The following is a 14,669-nucleotide window of genomic DNA, read 5'->3' on the forward strand; positions in this document are numbered from 1 at the left end:
CGGGAAACGCATGGGAAGCGCGCGGGAGGTCGTCGTCCGGGCTCGGAGGTCGGCGCCGAACTTCCGGGGTGAAATGTCCGGGATGCTGGGATCTGATCGCGGAGCGACGGTAGTGTCTGTTCGTTCGGCGAGTCCCCCCGCCTCCCTCGTTCCCGAGATCCGGAGCACGCCCGTGTCCTCTCCCCAGAACCCGTCGGGTCCCCAGGAACCGCCCTACGGTCCGACCGGCGGACAGCCTGCGTACGGGCAGCCCGACCCCGACCACGGTCCACCCGGCGGTCGGCCGAACTTCGGTCCTCCGCCCGGACAGCCCCCGTACGGTCCGCCCGGGGGCGACCCGAACTTCGGTTCCCCCGGTGGGCAGCCCCCGTATGGCCCGCCCGGTGGTGACCCCAACTTCGGTCCGCCCGGCGGCGACCCGAACTTCGGTCCCCCCGGTGGGCAGCCCCCGTATGGCCCACCCGGTGGTGACCCGAACTTCGGCCCTCCGCCCGGTGGTGACGCCCACTACGGTGCGCCCGGTGGGCAGCCTCCGTACGGTCCGCCCGGGGGTGACCCCAACTTCGGCCCGCCCGGTGGGCAGCCCCCGTACGGTCCTCCGGGTGGCGACCCGAACTACGGCCCGCCCGGCGGCGACCCCCACTACGGCCCTCCGGGTGGGGTACCGCCCAAGCAGGGCATGTCCACCGGGGCCAAGGTCGGCGTCGGCGTCGGTGGCGGCTGCCTGGTGATCCTGCTCGTCATCGTGGTCATCGGCTTCCTGATCGGCCGGGGCGCGAGCGGCGACTCGGACACGGTCACCCCGCCGCCCGCCGCGGAGACGTCGGCTCCGGAGGAGGAGGCCGAGGTGCCGGCCGAGGAGGAGCCCGAGGCCGCCGACACCGGCGTCACCATGACCGCCTCGTACGCGGGCACCGCGGGTGACGTCCTGGACGAGGAGGCCGTGTACACCGTCATCGACGTCACGATCGAGAACGGTTCGGACGAGGACGTCGAGGTCAACCCGCTCTACATCACCGCGACCCTGGCGGACGGCTCCTCGGTGAACGACTGGGGCGAGGTCCTGTTCGCCGATATCGAGCAGATCGAGTCCGGCACCCTCGCCCCCGGCGACAGCGCCTCGGGTCAGATCGCCCTGGTGGGCGAGGTCGAGGTCACCCAGGTCGAGCTGCAGCCCGTGTTCGGTTCGAACGAACCGGTCGCGGTCGCCCCGGTCTCCTGACCCACCGCCGACACGGGCGCCGCAGGCCGGACGAAGGCCTGCGGCGCCCGTGTCCGCTCCTCCCCGCGCGGCCGGTGTGCGGCACGATGGTGTCGCACCCACCCCGGGAGGTCCCACATGGAATCCGCGCACACCGTCAGTGTCGTCCGTGCAGCCGAACACGCCCTCATGGCACGAGTGCCCGACGGGGCGCTGATGCGCCGGGCGGCGACCGGCCTGGCCGGGCACTGCGCCCGGCTGCTGCCGCGCGTGTACGGGTCGAGCGTCGTGCTGCTGGTGGGCAGCGGGGACAACGGCGGGGACGCGCTGTACGCGGGCGCGTTCCTGGCCGCGCGCGGTGCGGCCGTGCGCGCCCTGCTCGCCGGAAGCGGCGTCCACGAGGGCGGAGCCGCGGCGCTGCGGGCGGCCGGCGGGCGGATCCACCGCTTCACCGACGCCACGGCCGACGACACCGACCTGTTCGACGCCGACCTGATCGTCGACGGCCTGCTGGGCATCGGCGGCCGCGGCGGGCTGCGCGAACCCCACGCCACTCTCGCCCTCCTGGCGGGGAACTCCCCGGCGCCGGTGGTGGCGGCGGACCTGCCGAGCGGCGTGGACGCCGACACCGGCGAGGTCGGCGGAGTGGCCGTCCGAGCCGACGTCACCGTCACCTTCGGCACGCACAAGCCGGGTCTGTTCGTGGACCCCGGCGCGGACCGGGCCGGACGGGTGGAGCTCGTGGACATCGGGCTCGCCCCGGAGCTGCCGGGCGCGGCCGCGGTCCGTCCACAGGCTGTGGACATCGCCTCGCTGCTGCCGACCCCGGGCGTGGAGTCCGACAAGTACCGACGGGGCGTCCTCGACGTCCGTGCCGGGTCCGACCAGTACCGGGGCGCGGCCGTATTGTGCGTCGGCGGCGCGCTGCGCACGGGCGTGGGGATGGTCCGCTACGGGGGCGCGCAGGAGGCCGTCCAGCAGGTGCTCGCGCGCTGGCCCGAGGCCGTGGCCAGCGTCCACGACCCCCAGAACACCACCGACCTGGCTCCCGGTCGGGTGGCGGCCGTGGTCATCGGCCCGGGCCGCGGGACCAACCCGTCCAACGCCGACGAGCTCCGGGCCGTGCTGGAGAGCGACCGCCCGGTCCTGGTCGACGCCGACGGACTCACGCTCCTCAGCGGCAAGGGCGGCAGCCCGCTCGCCGACGACGTGCGCGAGCGCGGCGCGCACACCCTGCTCACGCCGCACGCGGGCGAACTCGCCAGGCTGCTCGGCGTCGAGCGCGAGGGCGTCGAGGTCCGGCGCACCGAGTACGCCGCGCGCGCCGCCGAGGAATTCGGGTGCACGGTGCTGCTCAAGGGGTCCACCACGGTGATCGCGCAACCGGGGCTGCCCTTCGCGGTCAACCCCACGGGGACGCCCCTGCTGGCCACCGCGGGAACGGGCGACGTGCTCTCCGGGGCGATCGGCGCCCTCCTGGCCGCCGGACTGCCCGCCTACGAAGCCGCCATGTGCGGCGCCTACCTGCACGGACGCGCGGCGCACCTGGCCCGCGACGGTGCGCCGATCAGCGCGAGCGATCTGCTGGACGCCCTCCCCCTCGCCGTCACGGAGGTCCGCCGAACCGCCTGATCGGAGATGAATCGGGCGCATGTGGAAGGGCGGAACTCCGTCCCCCGACCGGAGAGGCGTCCCCCATGCGCCCAGCCTCCTTGGCGTGCGCCGGTGCCTGCCACCCGACCGATCTCTGCGCGGGTGGTGGCCGATGACGCGCAAGCGCAAGTTCAGGGACCCCGGGTCACCTGTCACGAGGGGCGTCGCCTTCGGGAGGTGGCCGCCGTGCGGATCGTGGTGGACACGGCCGATCCCAGCCGGTTCCTGCTACTTGGGGGAGTGGGAGAGGGAGCCGGCACGCGCTGATGCCCTCGGCCCTCGGCCGAGGCCCGTCGGCCTGCCACGACGCCGCTGGAAGGCGTACAATATTCTGTACGCGACTAACAGGAGGTGCTCCACGTGAGAACCATGAGCTATTCGGAGTCCCGTGCCAACTACGCGGCGACGCTGGACTCCGTGGTCGAGGACCGCGAGGAGGTCGTGATCACCCGGGCGGGCCACGAGCCTGTGGTCATCGTCTCTCTGGCCGAGTACGAGTCGCTGCGGGAGACCGCCTATCTGCTCAGGAGTCCCGAGAACGCGCGCCGCCTGGTGACCGCCATCGAGCAGCTTGAAGCCGAGCACGGCGTAGAACGGGACATCGTCGAGTGAAGATCGTGTGGGCCGAATCCGCCTGGGAGGACTACGTCTGGTGGCAGGGCCAGGATCGCAAGATCCTCAAGCGCATCAACGCTCTGCTCAAGGACATCGACCGGCACGGAAACGACGGCATGGGCAAGCCGGAGCCGCTGCGTTACGGGTTCCAGAGTTACTGGTCCCGCCGGATCACTGACGAACACCGCCTGGTGTACAAGATCGCAGGAGACGAGATTCGTATCGCCGCCTGTCGGTACCACTACGGCAAGTGAGGTCGGTGCCGACGTCGTTTGACCGGGGATGAATCGGCCCGTGGGAAGGTGGAACTCCGTTCCCCCCCCTTGGACAGGCATCCCCCATGCTCCCCCCTTGGCTGCTCCACTCCGTCGCGCTTCTCGCCCTCGCGGGCCTGCCCCTCGCCCTCTGGCGGGAGTTCCTCCGCATCGCCCGGGACCGTGGCGAGGACTGGCGGAAGGACGTCCCCCGCCGGCTCCGCCAGACCCTCGTCGCCTCCACCATGGGCTGGTCCTACGCGCGCTGGTGGCTGGCCACCGGGGGCGTGCTGCTGGTGGTGGTCCAGTCGGAAGCGGTCACTTCGACCAATGTCTCGACGGCCCTCCCCCTGCTGTGTTTCGGGCTGGCGGGTGTGCCGAGCAGAACGCTGGACATGTACCGCAGGGGGCGCGACCCCGACCGGCGCTTCGACGCCCGACACCCGGACACGCCTCGGCCCCGGGCCCGGACCGTGCGCAACCGGCCGGTGACGGTCGCGGGCTGCCTGCTCGTCCCGGTGATGGTGTGGGGCACGTTCTGGCTTGCGGCCCAGATCCCCCGTGACGCCCAGAGCGTCATGGAATGGGCCCTGGCCTTCGGGATCCTGATCGTGCTCGTCGCCCTTCCGCTGGTCGGCGGTCTGGTCCTGGGTGCGAGCCTCTTCTCATGGGTCCGGTTGGACGGCACGCACGTCACCGTCCAGGGCGGCGGGGAGCGAATATCGATCCCTGTCGAACTCATCGACGAGGTGACGGCGGAGCGGGGCGTGCGCATCCGGATGGTGGACGGCCGGGAGAGCTCCATGTTGATGCTCCGCGGTCCGGCCGCGGCCGAGCGGCAGGCGGCCGAGCGGATCCGGGCGTTCGCCGACGAGGTCCGCGCCACCCTCCCCGCGGGCCCGCTCTACCGGGACGTCGTCCACCGGCGCGGCCCCGACGCAGGGCTGTCCGCGCTGTGGCTGGGGGTGTCGGTGTTTCTCCTCGGCTCGATGTGATCCGCAGGGCTCAGGGCTTCGGTCGGGCGGCGGCCAGGCCCAGGCGCACGATGTCGGTGATGAAGTACTCGCCCGGGTCGCGGTGGTCGTGCAGCCGGTCGACCAGCGACTCGTCCACCCACATGTACTCGGTGTGCTTGTCCGGCTCCAACCGGGGCGCGGCCAGGTCGCCTTCGACGCGCACCAGGTAGTCGACCTCGTGCCTGGTCAGCCCGTCACCCGGGTCCCAGTCCAGGCGGTACAGCTCCGCGGCGACCTCGGCCAGCCGCCAGCCGGTCTCCTCGGCGACCTCGCGGGCCAGGCCCTCCAACATGGTCTCGCCCGGTTCGACGTGGCCGCCGACGATGTCCCAGCAGTGCGGGAACACCTTGCGGGTGGGGGAGCGGCGCTGGGCGAAGATCCGGCCCCGGGGGTCGGCGATGATCGCGCCCGCCACGTGGGTGCGCCCGTCGGAGGTGTCCGGGAACGTGATCCCCGGCGCCACCGTGATGCCCTTCATGCGTCCTCCTCGTCGTCCGACGGCCACCCTACGGCGTCGTCGCGCCGGCCCCACGCGGGCAGCCGCAGCGTGATCAGCTTCGCACGGGGCGCCAGGACCTGGGCGAGCTCGAACACGGCCTCGGTCCGCGAGTGGTCCTCGTCCAGGACGGAGAACAGGTTGACCCCCAGGTAGAACGTGATCGCCCCGTAGGCCACCTCGCGGGCGGGCAGCATCCGCCCGAGCGCCGAGCCGCCCAGGACGCGGTTCCACTCGCCCTCGATGAAGGCGATCCACGGCTCGGCGCGGTCGCGGATCTCCGGGCGCAGCTCCGGCTTGGACACCGCGGCCGCCACCAGTTCGGTGAACTCCGCCATGTACCCGCGCTCCAGGTCGGTCCGGTAGATCTCGGTCGCCGCCTCCACCAGCTGCTCGAACGTGCGCGCCTTCGCGGTGAGCTCCCGGTACATCGCCAGGCGTTCGGCGCTGGAGCGGTCCAGCGCCGCCAACAGCAGCTGGTCGACTCCGCCGAAGTGGTAGAAGACCAGCGCCGAGTTGGCCTCCGCGCGCGTGGCGATCGCGCGCGCCGACGCGCCGGAGTACCCCTCCTCGCGCAGGGTCGCGGTCGCCGCCGCGAGCAGCCGCTCCTTGGTCTCCTCACTCGTGCGCCGTCCGCTGCCGCCCTTGGCCATCGAATCCCCACCCCTTGCTCTCCGGTCGTGGTTCATCATACGGTTTAATCAACTGATTAAACCAAGTGGTTCAAGCATGTGATCAAGGAGCGACCGTGGAGACATCCCCCGAGCGGCCCGTCGGCATGAGGGAGCGCTGGATCCTCGCCGGCGTCGTCGGCCTCGTCTTCGTCGGACTGGTGGCCCTGCGCGTCACCAGCTGGGGCGGCCTGGACCAGACCGCCCTGTTCTACGTGGGCCTTCCCGCGACCATCGCGCTGCTGATCGTGTTCACCGCGCGTCCGAAGACCGGGATGGGCGCGGCCATGGCCGTCACCGCGCTCGTGCTCGCCATGTCGGGGCCCCTGCTCGCGGAGGGCATGGTGTGCCTGCTCATGGCGGCGCCGCTGATCTTCGGCATCGTCGCCCTGGTCACCGCATTGTGCTCCGCCATCAGGCGGGGCGGCTCCGGGTCGCGGCACGCCCTGCTGTTCGTGCCCGTGCTCTTCGTCCTGACGCTGGAGGGCGTCGGCGGGACCACGATCCTGCCCAGGGACGGCCAGGGCACCGGTGAGCGCGTGATCGCCGCCGCCCCCCACCAGGTCGCCGCCGCGCTGGCCGCGCCCCCCGAGTACGGCGCGTTCGAGGCCCTCTTCCTGCGCGCGGTCCCCTTCCCCGAGCCCGTCCGGGCCGTGGGCGAGGGGCTGGAGGTCGGCGACACCCGGGTCGTCCGCTTCACGCCGCGCAACACCCTCGCGATCGGCGACGAGCCCACGCCGCGCCACATGGAGCTGGTGGTGGTCGAGAGCAGCGTGGGACCCGACGGCGGCCGAGTCGTCTTCGACGTGGCCGAGGACACCGCGTTCTCCGGCTGGATGGACCTGCACCGCGCGGAGGCCGTGTGGTCGGCGGACGGCGACGGCACCCGGCTCGGCTGGACCATCGACTACGAGCGCACCTACGAGCCCTCCTGGTACTTCGGCCCCCTCCAGGCCTACGCCACCGACCTCGCCGCGGAGTACCTCGCCGCCACCTTCGAGACCACCGCGACGGAGGTGTCCCGATGATCCCCGACCCCGAACTCCACGCCACCCTGGTCCGCGGCCTGGGCCTGTTCGGCCCCCTCCTCGCGCTCGTGGCGCTGGGCGCCTGGCGGGTGCCCTCCCGCCGCGAGACCGCGGCGATGATCGTCTCCGGCGCCTGGGCCCTGCTCACCCTGCTGCCGCTCAACCTGGTCGCCCTGCACGTGGGCTGGTGGACCTTCCACGCCGACGGGGCCATATGGCTGGGGATGCCCATGGACCTCCTCGTCGCGTGGGTGATCCTGTGGGGGCCGCTGCCGGCCCTGCTGCTGCGCGTGCTCCCCGTCCCGCTGCTCACCGCCCTGCTGGTCTGGGCCGACATCCTGCTCATGCCGCTCGCGGCGCCCGTGGTGGACCTCAGCCGGCTGTGGCTGGTCGGGGAGTTCGCCGGCGCGGCCGTGTGCCTGATCCCCGCGCTGCTGCTCGCGTACTGGACCCGTGAGGGCCAGCTCGTCCACGCGCGCGTGTGGGCCCAGGCCGGGCTGGCGTTCGGGCTGATGGTCGCGCTGCCGCTGGTGGTCCTCGGCGTCGTCCCCAGCGGCCCGACCGTGTTCGCCGGCGCCCAGCTCGTGCTGATCGCCGGGCTGCCCGGCCTGGCCGCCGCACGCGAGTTCGCGCGCGTGGGCGCCGGAACGCCGCTGCCCTACGACCCGCCCGTGCGGCTGGTCACCAGCGGCCCCTACGCCTACCTGCGCAACCCCATGCAGACCTCGATGATCGCCGTCTACCTGGTGCTCGCGGCGCTGCTGCGCGAACCCGCCCTGCTCCTGCTGGGCCTGAGCGCGCTGATCTACGGCGCCGGGTTCGCGGACTGGCACGAGGGCGGCCAGCTGCGCGCGGCGTTCGGCCGCCGGTGGACCGACTACCGCTCGGCCGTGCGCCCCTGGCTGCCCCGGTGGCGTCCCTGGCCGGGGCGCACCCCCGGTGTGCTCTACGTCGCCGCGGACTGCGCCGTGTGCCGGGGCGTGGGCGCCTGGATCGCCGCCCGCTCGCCCGTGGCCCTGGACCTGCGTCCCGCCGCCGAGCACCCCGAGGTCCTCTACCGCCTCACCTACCAGACCCCCGACGGCGCGCGCTGGAGCGGTGTGTCCGCCTTCGCCAGGGCGCTGGAGCACCTGCACCTGGGGTGGGCGCTCACCGGCTGGGCCCTCGACCTGCCCGGTCTGCGGCACTTCGCCCAGATCGGCGCGGACGTCTTCGGCGCCGGCCCCCGGCCCTCCCGCCCGCCGCACGCCGACGTTCCGGGGGCGGGAAGTCAGGAGCGGGTCTGAGCGAGCGCCGCGGTGTCCGCTGCGCGACCCCGCACCGCGATGGCCGGTTCGGGCCACCACGCCTCGCCAGTGCCGACGCGCCGCCGGGAGGGCGGGCGCGCACACCGCCCGCCCCCGCCACAGTCCGCGCCGTTATGCTCGGTCGGGGCCGACCACCGGCCCCCGACGCGTTCACCCCCCGAACGGCACGAGGACTCCCATGGAAGAACAGGCCATGCTCGCGCGGGACCTCGTCCTGCGCGTCTGCGCCGGTCCGACCGAGCTCGACCCCCAGTGGATCCGGGCCGGCGGCAAGGTCACGACCCCCTTCCTCGTGCCCCGCGACCGCAACCTCGTCCGGGCGATCATCGCCGCGGGGCGGTCGATGGGCGTGGACCGGCTCCTGGTCTGCCGCACGCGGGCCGAGTTCTCCTACGAGGCCGTCACCGAGGTGCCCCTCGACACCGACACCCTGGTCGAGCTCATCCGGGGATGGGGGAACACGCCCACCGACTTCCTCGTCTGCGTCGAGGACTTCTCCGCGGCGGTGCTGGTCACCGCCGACGAACTCACCGTGGCGGCCGGGCCCCCCGACTTCGTCCGCGAACTCGTCGGCGCCGACATCCCCCAGGCCCGCGCCCACTTCGCGGCCCGGGCGCGCGCGGAGGGCGGCGCGACCCTGACCCGCGCCGCGCAGCTCTACCACTGCGTCGAACCCGGCGCCCGCCACGCCCGTACCCCGCGCGGGCCCGGACCGGACCTGGCCGAACGCCTGGCCCGCACCGCCGACCGCGCCCGCGAGCGCTCCCCGCGGGCCGTGCGCGGCCTGCGCGCGCTCCGCGGCTCCTGGGGGTGGCTCATGCTCGTCGCCCTGCTCCTGGTGCCCCTGGCCGAGCCCGCGCTGCGCCCCGTCCTGCCCGTGCTGGCCCTCACCTACCTGCTGCTCTTCCAGCTGGCCTGGCTCTCGCGCTCGCGCACCGTCTCCTTCGCGACCCTGCTGCGGGTGGTCGCCCTCGGCGCCGTCCTGCTGTGGCCGATCGCCCTCGCCGAGTCGGCCCTCGTGCGGTTCCTGGTCGCCGACCCCTACGGTGTCCTCGCCTACACCTACGTCGCGGTGCCCGTGGAGGAGCTCGGCAAGCTCGCGCCGCTGCTGCTCCTGCCGCTCCTGGCCCGGCGCCGGGCGCGCCGCCTGGCGGCCACCGACTTCCTGCTCGTGGCGGCGGCCTCCGGAGCCGGATTCCAGCTCGCCGAGCGCCTGCTCACCGAGGTCGCGCTGATGGAGGGCGGGCACACCGGGACGGGCGGCCTCCTCCTGCCCGGCGGATCAGTCGTGCACGCCCCCGACGGGAGCGTCCTCGCCGTGTTCTCCGGGCACGCCCTGACCACCGGTCTGGTCGGCGCCGCCCTCGGCCTGGCGATCGTCGGCCGCCGCTACGGCGCCTGGCTCTGGCTGCTGCCCCCGCTCGCACTGACCACCGCCGTCCTGGAACACCTCAACCTCAACGCGGTGTTCGCGGGCGCGAGCCTGCACTGGGCCACCGACGCCGTCTTCGCCGTCCTCGGCGGCGGCGTGCTCACCCCGTGGCTGCTGCTCCTGCTCCTGCTGTGCGCGGTGGCGATGGACTACCGGATGATCGGCACCGCGGCCGAGAGCACGCCGCCGCTGCCCGGGCAGCCGCCCCTGGCCCGCCTGCGCCGCTGGGCGTGGGGCCGCTCGATCGCGATGCGCGTGCGGGTGCCCGCCGACATCGCGCCGCTGTTCCGCCGGATCGCCCTGTCGTGGATCGACCTGCCGGTCACCCTGGCGACCACGCTGTCCTCGATCGCGCACGAGCTGGCCGCCGCCACCATCGCGGCCCGCAGGGGGCCGGGCGTGCTGTGCGACACCTGGCGCTTCGTGCGGCACCGGCGGGCCAGCGCCATGGGCGAGGCCCGGTCCGAGGGGCGGCCCTGGCGCCCCTACCCGGCCCAGGAGACCCTGACCCGCACCGCGCGCGAGCTGGCCATCCGCCTGGGGCTGGCGGCGACCGGGGGGATCACCGCGGCCTCGGCCGCCGCGTTCCTGGCGGCCGCGCTCCCGGCCGCCGTCGTCCTGCCCCCGGTCACCGGGGCCGGCGGCGACACCCCGGCCTACGCGCTGGTGGCGGTGGCACGGCTCCAGACCTGGTGGGGCGGTGAGGGCACCGCCGTGTGGGCGGTGGTGGCACTGGTGGCGGTGGTGAGCCTGCTGACGACCGGCAACGCGGTGCCGCACGCCCACCCGCGCATGCGGGAGTTCCTGCGCGCGCCCACCGCCAACACGGGCGCGATCCTGGGCATGCTCGCCCCGGGGCAGGTCGGCTACGCGCTGCCGGGGCTGCTCGGCCCGGCCCTGCCGCGCCGCGTGGACCGCCTCCTGGTCCGCTGACGATCAGGCCCGGTACGCGTCCCGGCGGTGGCGGATCGAGTGGATCTCGATCACGTCCTTGTCGGGGCGGATCCTGTAGGTGATCCGGTAGGTCCCCCTTCTGGCGGCGTGCGGTCCCGCGAAGGGTTCCGCGAGCGGCTTGCCCACACGCCACGGGTTGTCCTTCAGCGGTCCGTTGACGAACTCGTACGCCGCGGAGGCCACCGCTTCGGGAAGGTCCTCGGTCAGAGCGCGGCGGGCGGGCCCCTTGTAGACGACCCTCATGCGGCGGGGTCCTTGCCGAGCCGTGCGTTCATCAGCTCGGCCATGTCCTCTTCGGTCGTGAACTCCTCGGACTCGGCGGATTCGGTGAGGTCCGCACGGGTCTCCGGGTCATCGAGGATGCTCAACGTCTCCATGAGGGACTCGTACTGATCCACCGACATCATCACGACGGCGGGACGGCCGTTCTTGGTGAACGTGTAGTCGGCGTGCTCGCGCTGGGCACGGTCGGCGAGCTCGGCGATTCTGGCCTTGGCCTCGGTGATCGGAATGGTCTCCATGACGACTACTATCGCGACCGGTCCGAATTCTGGCCATGCGCCTGCGTGGGCGTGTTCCCCCCTGGGGGAGGCGCAGCACGTTCCTGTCCCTCATCGACGGACGTTCCCCGGACAGATCCGTGCGGCGCCTCGCCGACGGACGGCCTCCTGCGTCGGCGCTGAGGCGTCGGGGTCAGCCCATCAGCAGGCGGGGGACGAGGTAGATGAGCGAGAAGGCCTCGTAGACCGCGCCGATGACGAACAATGTCAGCGCGGGCAGGCTCAGCCAGCCGAACTGCCGCAGCCCGCGCACATACCCCTGACGACGGTTCGGGGCGCTGACCGTCGCGGGGCGCAGCCAGGCCCTTCCGAGGAGGTAGGAGCCGAGTGAGAGCAGGATGTAGGCCTGGAACTCGATGACCATCGTCGGGGTGTGCGGGAGGAGGACCGTCGCCATGGTCTCGTCGACCGGAGCAAGGATCACGCCGCTCTCGAACGTCTTGTACAGGAGGAGGGCGATCCCCGCGAAGGGCACGACCAGCGAGGGCAGCAGGATCTTCAGCACGCCGACCGTCAGTACGTTGACCGCGAGGATGGTCAGGGCGAACAACCAGACGTTCCCGAGCAACGACACCACCAGGTCCGCTGTCCCGTCGTCCTCCTGACCGGTGACCAGTGACGCGGTCAGTTCGGGGAAGAGCAGCCCCACCGCCAAACCGGCCAGGAGCACTCCGTACACGAGCACGTTCAACACGAGGTAGGCGCCGAGGTTGGCACGAATGATCCGGAATGGTTCGCGCGGGGTTCGCATGCGTGGTGCTCCGTGGTCGAGAGAGGTGGGGGCCGCTCTGGCCCCCGCTCGACATTGCGCACCATGACCTCGGGGCAGGGTCAAGCCCGGAGGAGGTATGTGACCCTGCCCCGGGGGCAGAGTGTCGACTGTGGGCGCGGTGCGAGGGCACCACCACCCGAGTTCGCGCCGATCTCCGGCGACCTCTCCGAACGGCAGAGATCCCTGCTGATGGTCTTCTCGACCGTGCTCAGCAAGGACTCCGTCGAAAGGCTCCGCGATCTGATCAGCGAACCCAGGGAGGCATCGTGGCCCGTCGCGGATACCCGGCCGGGTATCCGCCGCGAGGCGCCGGACCTGGTCGAGAGCGGACGTGGCACGCGGTCCGGACATCAGCACCCGCGCGACTCGTGAACCGCGCCCCCGGCCTACGCCGGGGTGACGCCTCTCGGCGGGGCGAAGGCCCGCACCGGGGGCAGCGGGCCGGAGAACGGCTCCACGCGGACCCGCGTCAACTGGCCCGTGCACCCCTGGCTCAGGGATGACGTGCCCGCGTCCTCGGTCAGCGCGTTCGGATTGCCGTGCGCGCAGGTCACCCCCGGCGCCGTCGGGTCGTACCAGGCACCCGTCGACAGCTGCACCACGCCGGGCCGCACCGCGTCGCTCAGCACCAGGCCCGCCAGGCACGAGCCCCACGGGCTGGACACCCGCACCACCGCGCCCTCGACCAGGCCCCGGGCCCGCGCGTCGCCGGGGTGCATCCGCAGCGGCGCGCGCCCCTGGACCTTCTGCGACATGCTGTGCGCCCCCATGTCCTGCTGGCTGTGCAGCCGCCCGCTCGGCTGGTTCGCGACCAGCGTGAACGGCCACGCGCCGCGGTCACCGGTCACCGTCGGACCGGGCAGCCACACCGGGTGGCCCGGGCAGTCCTCGTACCCGAAGGAGCCGATCGTGTCCGAGAACAGCTCGATCCGCCCGCTCGGCGTGCGCAGCGCTCTGCCCTCGGGGTCGGCCCGGAACTCGCCCAGCAGGGCCTCGTCCTCGACCCGGCCCGGGATCTCCACCCGGCCCAGGGACCAGAACTCGTCGAACCCGGGCACGTCCAGCCCCCGCCGCGCCACCAGGGAGCGCCACCGCTCGTAGACCACGCGCATCCACTGGGCGCTGGTGCGGCCCTCCGTGAACTCCTCGCGCACGCCCAGCCGTTCGGCCAGGTCGGCGTAGGTGTCGTACTCGTTGCGCGCCTGTCCGTGCGGCGGGACCGCGCGCGGCATCGCCCGCACCGTCAGGTCGCCCTGGCTCGCGGTGAGGTCGTCGCGCTCCAGCACGGTCGTGGCCGGAAGGACGATGTCGGCGTGGTGCGCCGTCGCGGTCCAGTGCGTCTCGTGCACCACCACCGTGTCCGGCCGCCCGAAGGCCTCGGTCAGCCGCGCCAGGTCCTGGTGGTGGTGGAAGGGGTTGCCGCCCGCCCAGTACACGAGCCGCGCGTGCGGGTAGCGGCGCTCCTCGCCGTTGAAGTCGTAGGGCTCGCCCGGGTGCAGCAGCATGTCCGCGATCCGGGCCACCGGGATGAACGAGTCCACCGGGTTGTCGCCCTGCGGCATGCGCGGCAGCCCCAGCGGGGTCGCCCCGCCGCCGTAGTTGCCCATGGAGCCGTACCCCGAGGCGAAACCGCCGCCCGGCAGGCCCACCTGCCCCAGGCAGCACGCCAGCGCCAGCCCGGCCCACAGCGGCTGCTCGCCGTAGCGGGCGCGCTGGACCGACCAGCCCACGTTGACCAGCGTGCGCCGACCGGCCATCCGCCGGGCCAGCGCGCGGAGCTCGTCGGCGGGGACGCCGCTGACGGACTCGGCCCACTCGGGATCGCGGGCCGGCCCCGAACCGTCCTCGCCCAGCACGTAGGCGCGCACGGCCCCGGCGCCCACGGTGTACCGGTCCAGGAAGTCGGTGTCGGCCAGCCCCTCGGTGAACAGCACGTGCATCAGGGCCAGCATCACCGCGGTGTCCGTGCCCGGTTCGATGGACACCCAGTCGGCCTTGACGCCCTCCGGCGCGTCGTCGTGCAGAGGGGACACGGACACGAACTCCACCCCGGACTCCGCGGCGTCGTGCATGGCCGGACCGGCGGTCTGCACCGCCCGACCGCCGGACGAGTTCCACGTGTTCGACACCCGCAGGCCGCCGAAGGTCACCAGCAGGTCCGTGTGCTCGCGGATCATCGTCCAGGCCGGGGCCCGGTGCAGCAGCCGGTTGGCCGCCGGGGTCCCGAGGATCCGCGGCATCAACACCTCCACGGCGCCGTGGCTGTAGGTCGTCCGGGACCTCGTGTAGCCGCCGATCGTGTTCAGGAACCGGTGCAGCTGGCTCTGCGCGTGGTGGATCCGGCCCGCGCTGCCCCAGCCGTAGGAGCCGCCGTAGATCGCCGCGTTGCCGTGGTGCGACCGCACCCGGTCGAGTTCGCGGGCGAGCAGGTCCAGGGCCGTGTCCCACTCGACCTCGACGTACTCGTCGTCGGGGTCGCCCCGGCGCAGGTCCGGGCCCGGCCCGTGCTCCAGCCAGCGGCGGCGCACCGCCGGGCGCGCCACGCGCGAGGGGTGGTGCTGGGCGCCGGGGGTGTTGTCGATGATGGGGGAGGGTGCCGGGTCGTCCGGGTCGGGACGCACGCCCACCACACGCTCGTCCTCCACGACCACCTGGTAACCGCCCCAGTGGGCGCTGGTCGGATACACCGCGCGCGACATGCCGCTCTCCC

The 14,669-nt window shown here is 73.2% G+C and carries 14 protein-coding genes; 8 read left to right on the plus strand and 6 right to left on the minus strand.

The window, feature by feature from the left end:
* Nucleotides 1-679: 679 nt before the first annotated feature.
* The 5 genes from DFP74_RS16390 (at nt 680) to DFP74_RS16410 (ending at nt 4,718) form a co-directional block, all read left to right on the plus strand.
* A complete protein-coding gene (locus DFP74_RS16390) occupies nt 680-1,222 on the plus strand; it encodes a DUF4352 domain-containing protein (protein WP_121182480.1) in 543 nt (180 codons plus the stop codon).
* A gap of 117 nt (nt 1,223-1,339) precedes the next feature.
* The gene (locus DFP74_RS16395; RefSeq protein ID WP_121182482.1) at nt 1,340-2,833 is read left to right on the plus strand and encodes an NAD(P)H-hydrate dehydratase; all 1,494 of its coding nucleotides are present in this window, start codon (nt 1,340-1,342) and stop codon (nt 2,831-2,833) included.
* A gap of 381 nt (nt 2,834-3,214) precedes the next feature.
* Nucleotides 3,215-3,466 carry a type II toxin-antitoxin system Phd/YefM family antitoxin gene (locus DFP74_RS16400; RefSeq protein ID WP_121188306.1) on the plus strand — a complete coding sequence of 84 codons (252 nt, stop codon included), beginning with the start codon at nt 3,215-3,217 and terminating at the stop codon, nt 3,464-3,466.
* Nucleotides 3,463-3,723 carry a Txe/YoeB family addiction module toxin gene (locus DFP74_RS16405; RefSeq protein ID WP_121182484.1) on the plus strand — a complete coding sequence of 87 codons (261 nt, stop codon included), beginning with the start codon at nt 3,463-3,465 and terminating at the stop codon, nt 3,721-3,723. The genes DFP74_RS16400 and DFP74_RS16405 overlap by 4 nt, the downstream gene beginning before the upstream one ends.
* Nucleotides 3,724-3,809: 86 nt before the next feature.
* Nucleotides 3,810-4,718 (plus strand): hypothetical protein, encoded by a 909-nt coding sequence (locus DFP74_RS16410; RefSeq protein ID WP_121182486.1) that lies wholly within the window; start codon nt 3,810-3,812, stop codon nt 4,716-4,718.
* Nucleotides 4,719-4,728: 10 nt separating this feature from the next.
* Here DFP74_RS16410 and DFP74_RS16415 read toward each other — a convergent pair whose 3' ends face one another.
* Together DFP74_RS16415 and DFP74_RS16420 are read right to left on the minus strand one after the other, a co-directional pair.
* Nucleotides 4,729-5,217: an NUDIX hydrolase gene (locus DFP74_RS16415; protein ID WP_121182488.1), complete on the minus strand. Its 489-nt coding sequence runs from the start codon at nt 5,215-5,217 to the stop codon at nt 4,729-4,731.
* The gene (locus DFP74_RS16420; RefSeq protein ID WP_121182490.1) at nt 5,214-5,888 is read right to left on the minus strand and encodes a TetR/AcrR family transcriptional regulator; all 675 of its coding nucleotides are present in this window, start codon (nt 5,886-5,888) and stop codon (nt 5,214-5,216) included. The genes DFP74_RS16415 and DFP74_RS16420 overlap by 4 nt, the downstream gene beginning before the upstream one ends.
* A 125-nt stretch (nt 5,889-6,013) precedes the next feature.
* Between DFP74_RS16420 and DFP74_RS16425 the strand changes: the two genes are divergently transcribed.
* The 3 genes from DFP74_RS16425 to DFP74_RS16435 all read left to right on the plus strand — a co-directional run bounded on the left by DFP74_RS16425 (nt 6,014) and on the right by DFP74_RS16435 (nt 10,606).
* Nucleotides 6,014-6,934, plus strand: coding sequence for a hypothetical protein (locus tag DFP74_RS16425; RefSeq protein ID WP_121188307.1), 921 nt, complete (start codon nt 6,014-6,016; stop codon nt 6,932-6,934).
* Nucleotides 6,931-8,220 (plus strand): isoprenylcysteine carboxylmethyltransferase family protein, encoded by a 1,290-nt coding sequence (locus DFP74_RS16430; protein ID WP_121182492.1) that lies wholly within the window; start codon nt 6,931-6,933, stop codon nt 8,218-8,220. Before DFP74_RS16425 ends, DFP74_RS16430 begins: the two co-directional genes overlap by 4 nt.
* Nucleotides 8,221-8,419: 199 nt before the next feature.
* Complete coding sequence (locus DFP74_RS16435) at nt 8,420-10,606, plus strand: PrsW family intramembrane metalloprotease (RefSeq protein WP_121182494.1); 2,187 nt, start codon at nt 8,420-8,422, stop codon at nt 10,604-10,606.
* Between the two features lie 3 nt (nt 10,607-10,609).
* Here the strand turns inward: DFP74_RS16435 and DFP74_RS16440 are convergent, their stop codons facing one another.
* From DFP74_RS16440 to DFP74_RS16460, 4 genes are all read right to left on the minus strand, one after another.
* Entirely contained in the window at nt 10,610-10,870 is a 261-nt protein-coding gene (locus tag DFP74_RS16440; protein ID WP_121182496.1) for a type II toxin-antitoxin system RelE/ParE family toxin, read from the minus strand.
* Nucleotides 10,867-11,148: a type II toxin-antitoxin system Phd/YefM family antitoxin gene (locus tag DFP74_RS16445; protein ID WP_121182498.1), complete on the minus strand. Its 282-nt coding sequence runs from the start codon at nt 11,146-11,148 to the stop codon at nt 10,867-10,869. The genes DFP74_RS16440 and DFP74_RS16445 overlap by 4 nt, the downstream gene beginning before the upstream one ends.
* Before the next feature lie 172 nt (nt 11,149-11,320).
* On the minus strand, nt 11,321-11,938 hold the full coding sequence (locus DFP74_RS16450) for a stage II sporulation protein M (protein ID WP_121182500.1): 618 nt from the start codon (nt 11,936-11,938) through the stop codon (nt 11,321-11,323).
* 407 nt (nt 11,939-12,345) lie between these two features.
* On the minus strand, nt 12,346-14,658 hold the full coding sequence (locus DFP74_RS16460; RefSeq protein WP_121182502.1) for a molybdopterin-dependent oxidoreductase: 2,313 nt from the start codon (nt 14,656-14,658) through the stop codon (nt 12,346-12,348).
* Between the last annotated feature and the right edge of the window lie 11 nt (nt 14,659-14,669).

The sequence above is a fragment of the Nocardiopsis sp. Huas11 genome (assembly GCF_003634495.1).
Classification (GTDB): domain Bacteria; phylum Actinomycetota; class Actinomycetes; order Streptosporangiales; family Streptosporangiaceae; genus Nocardiopsis.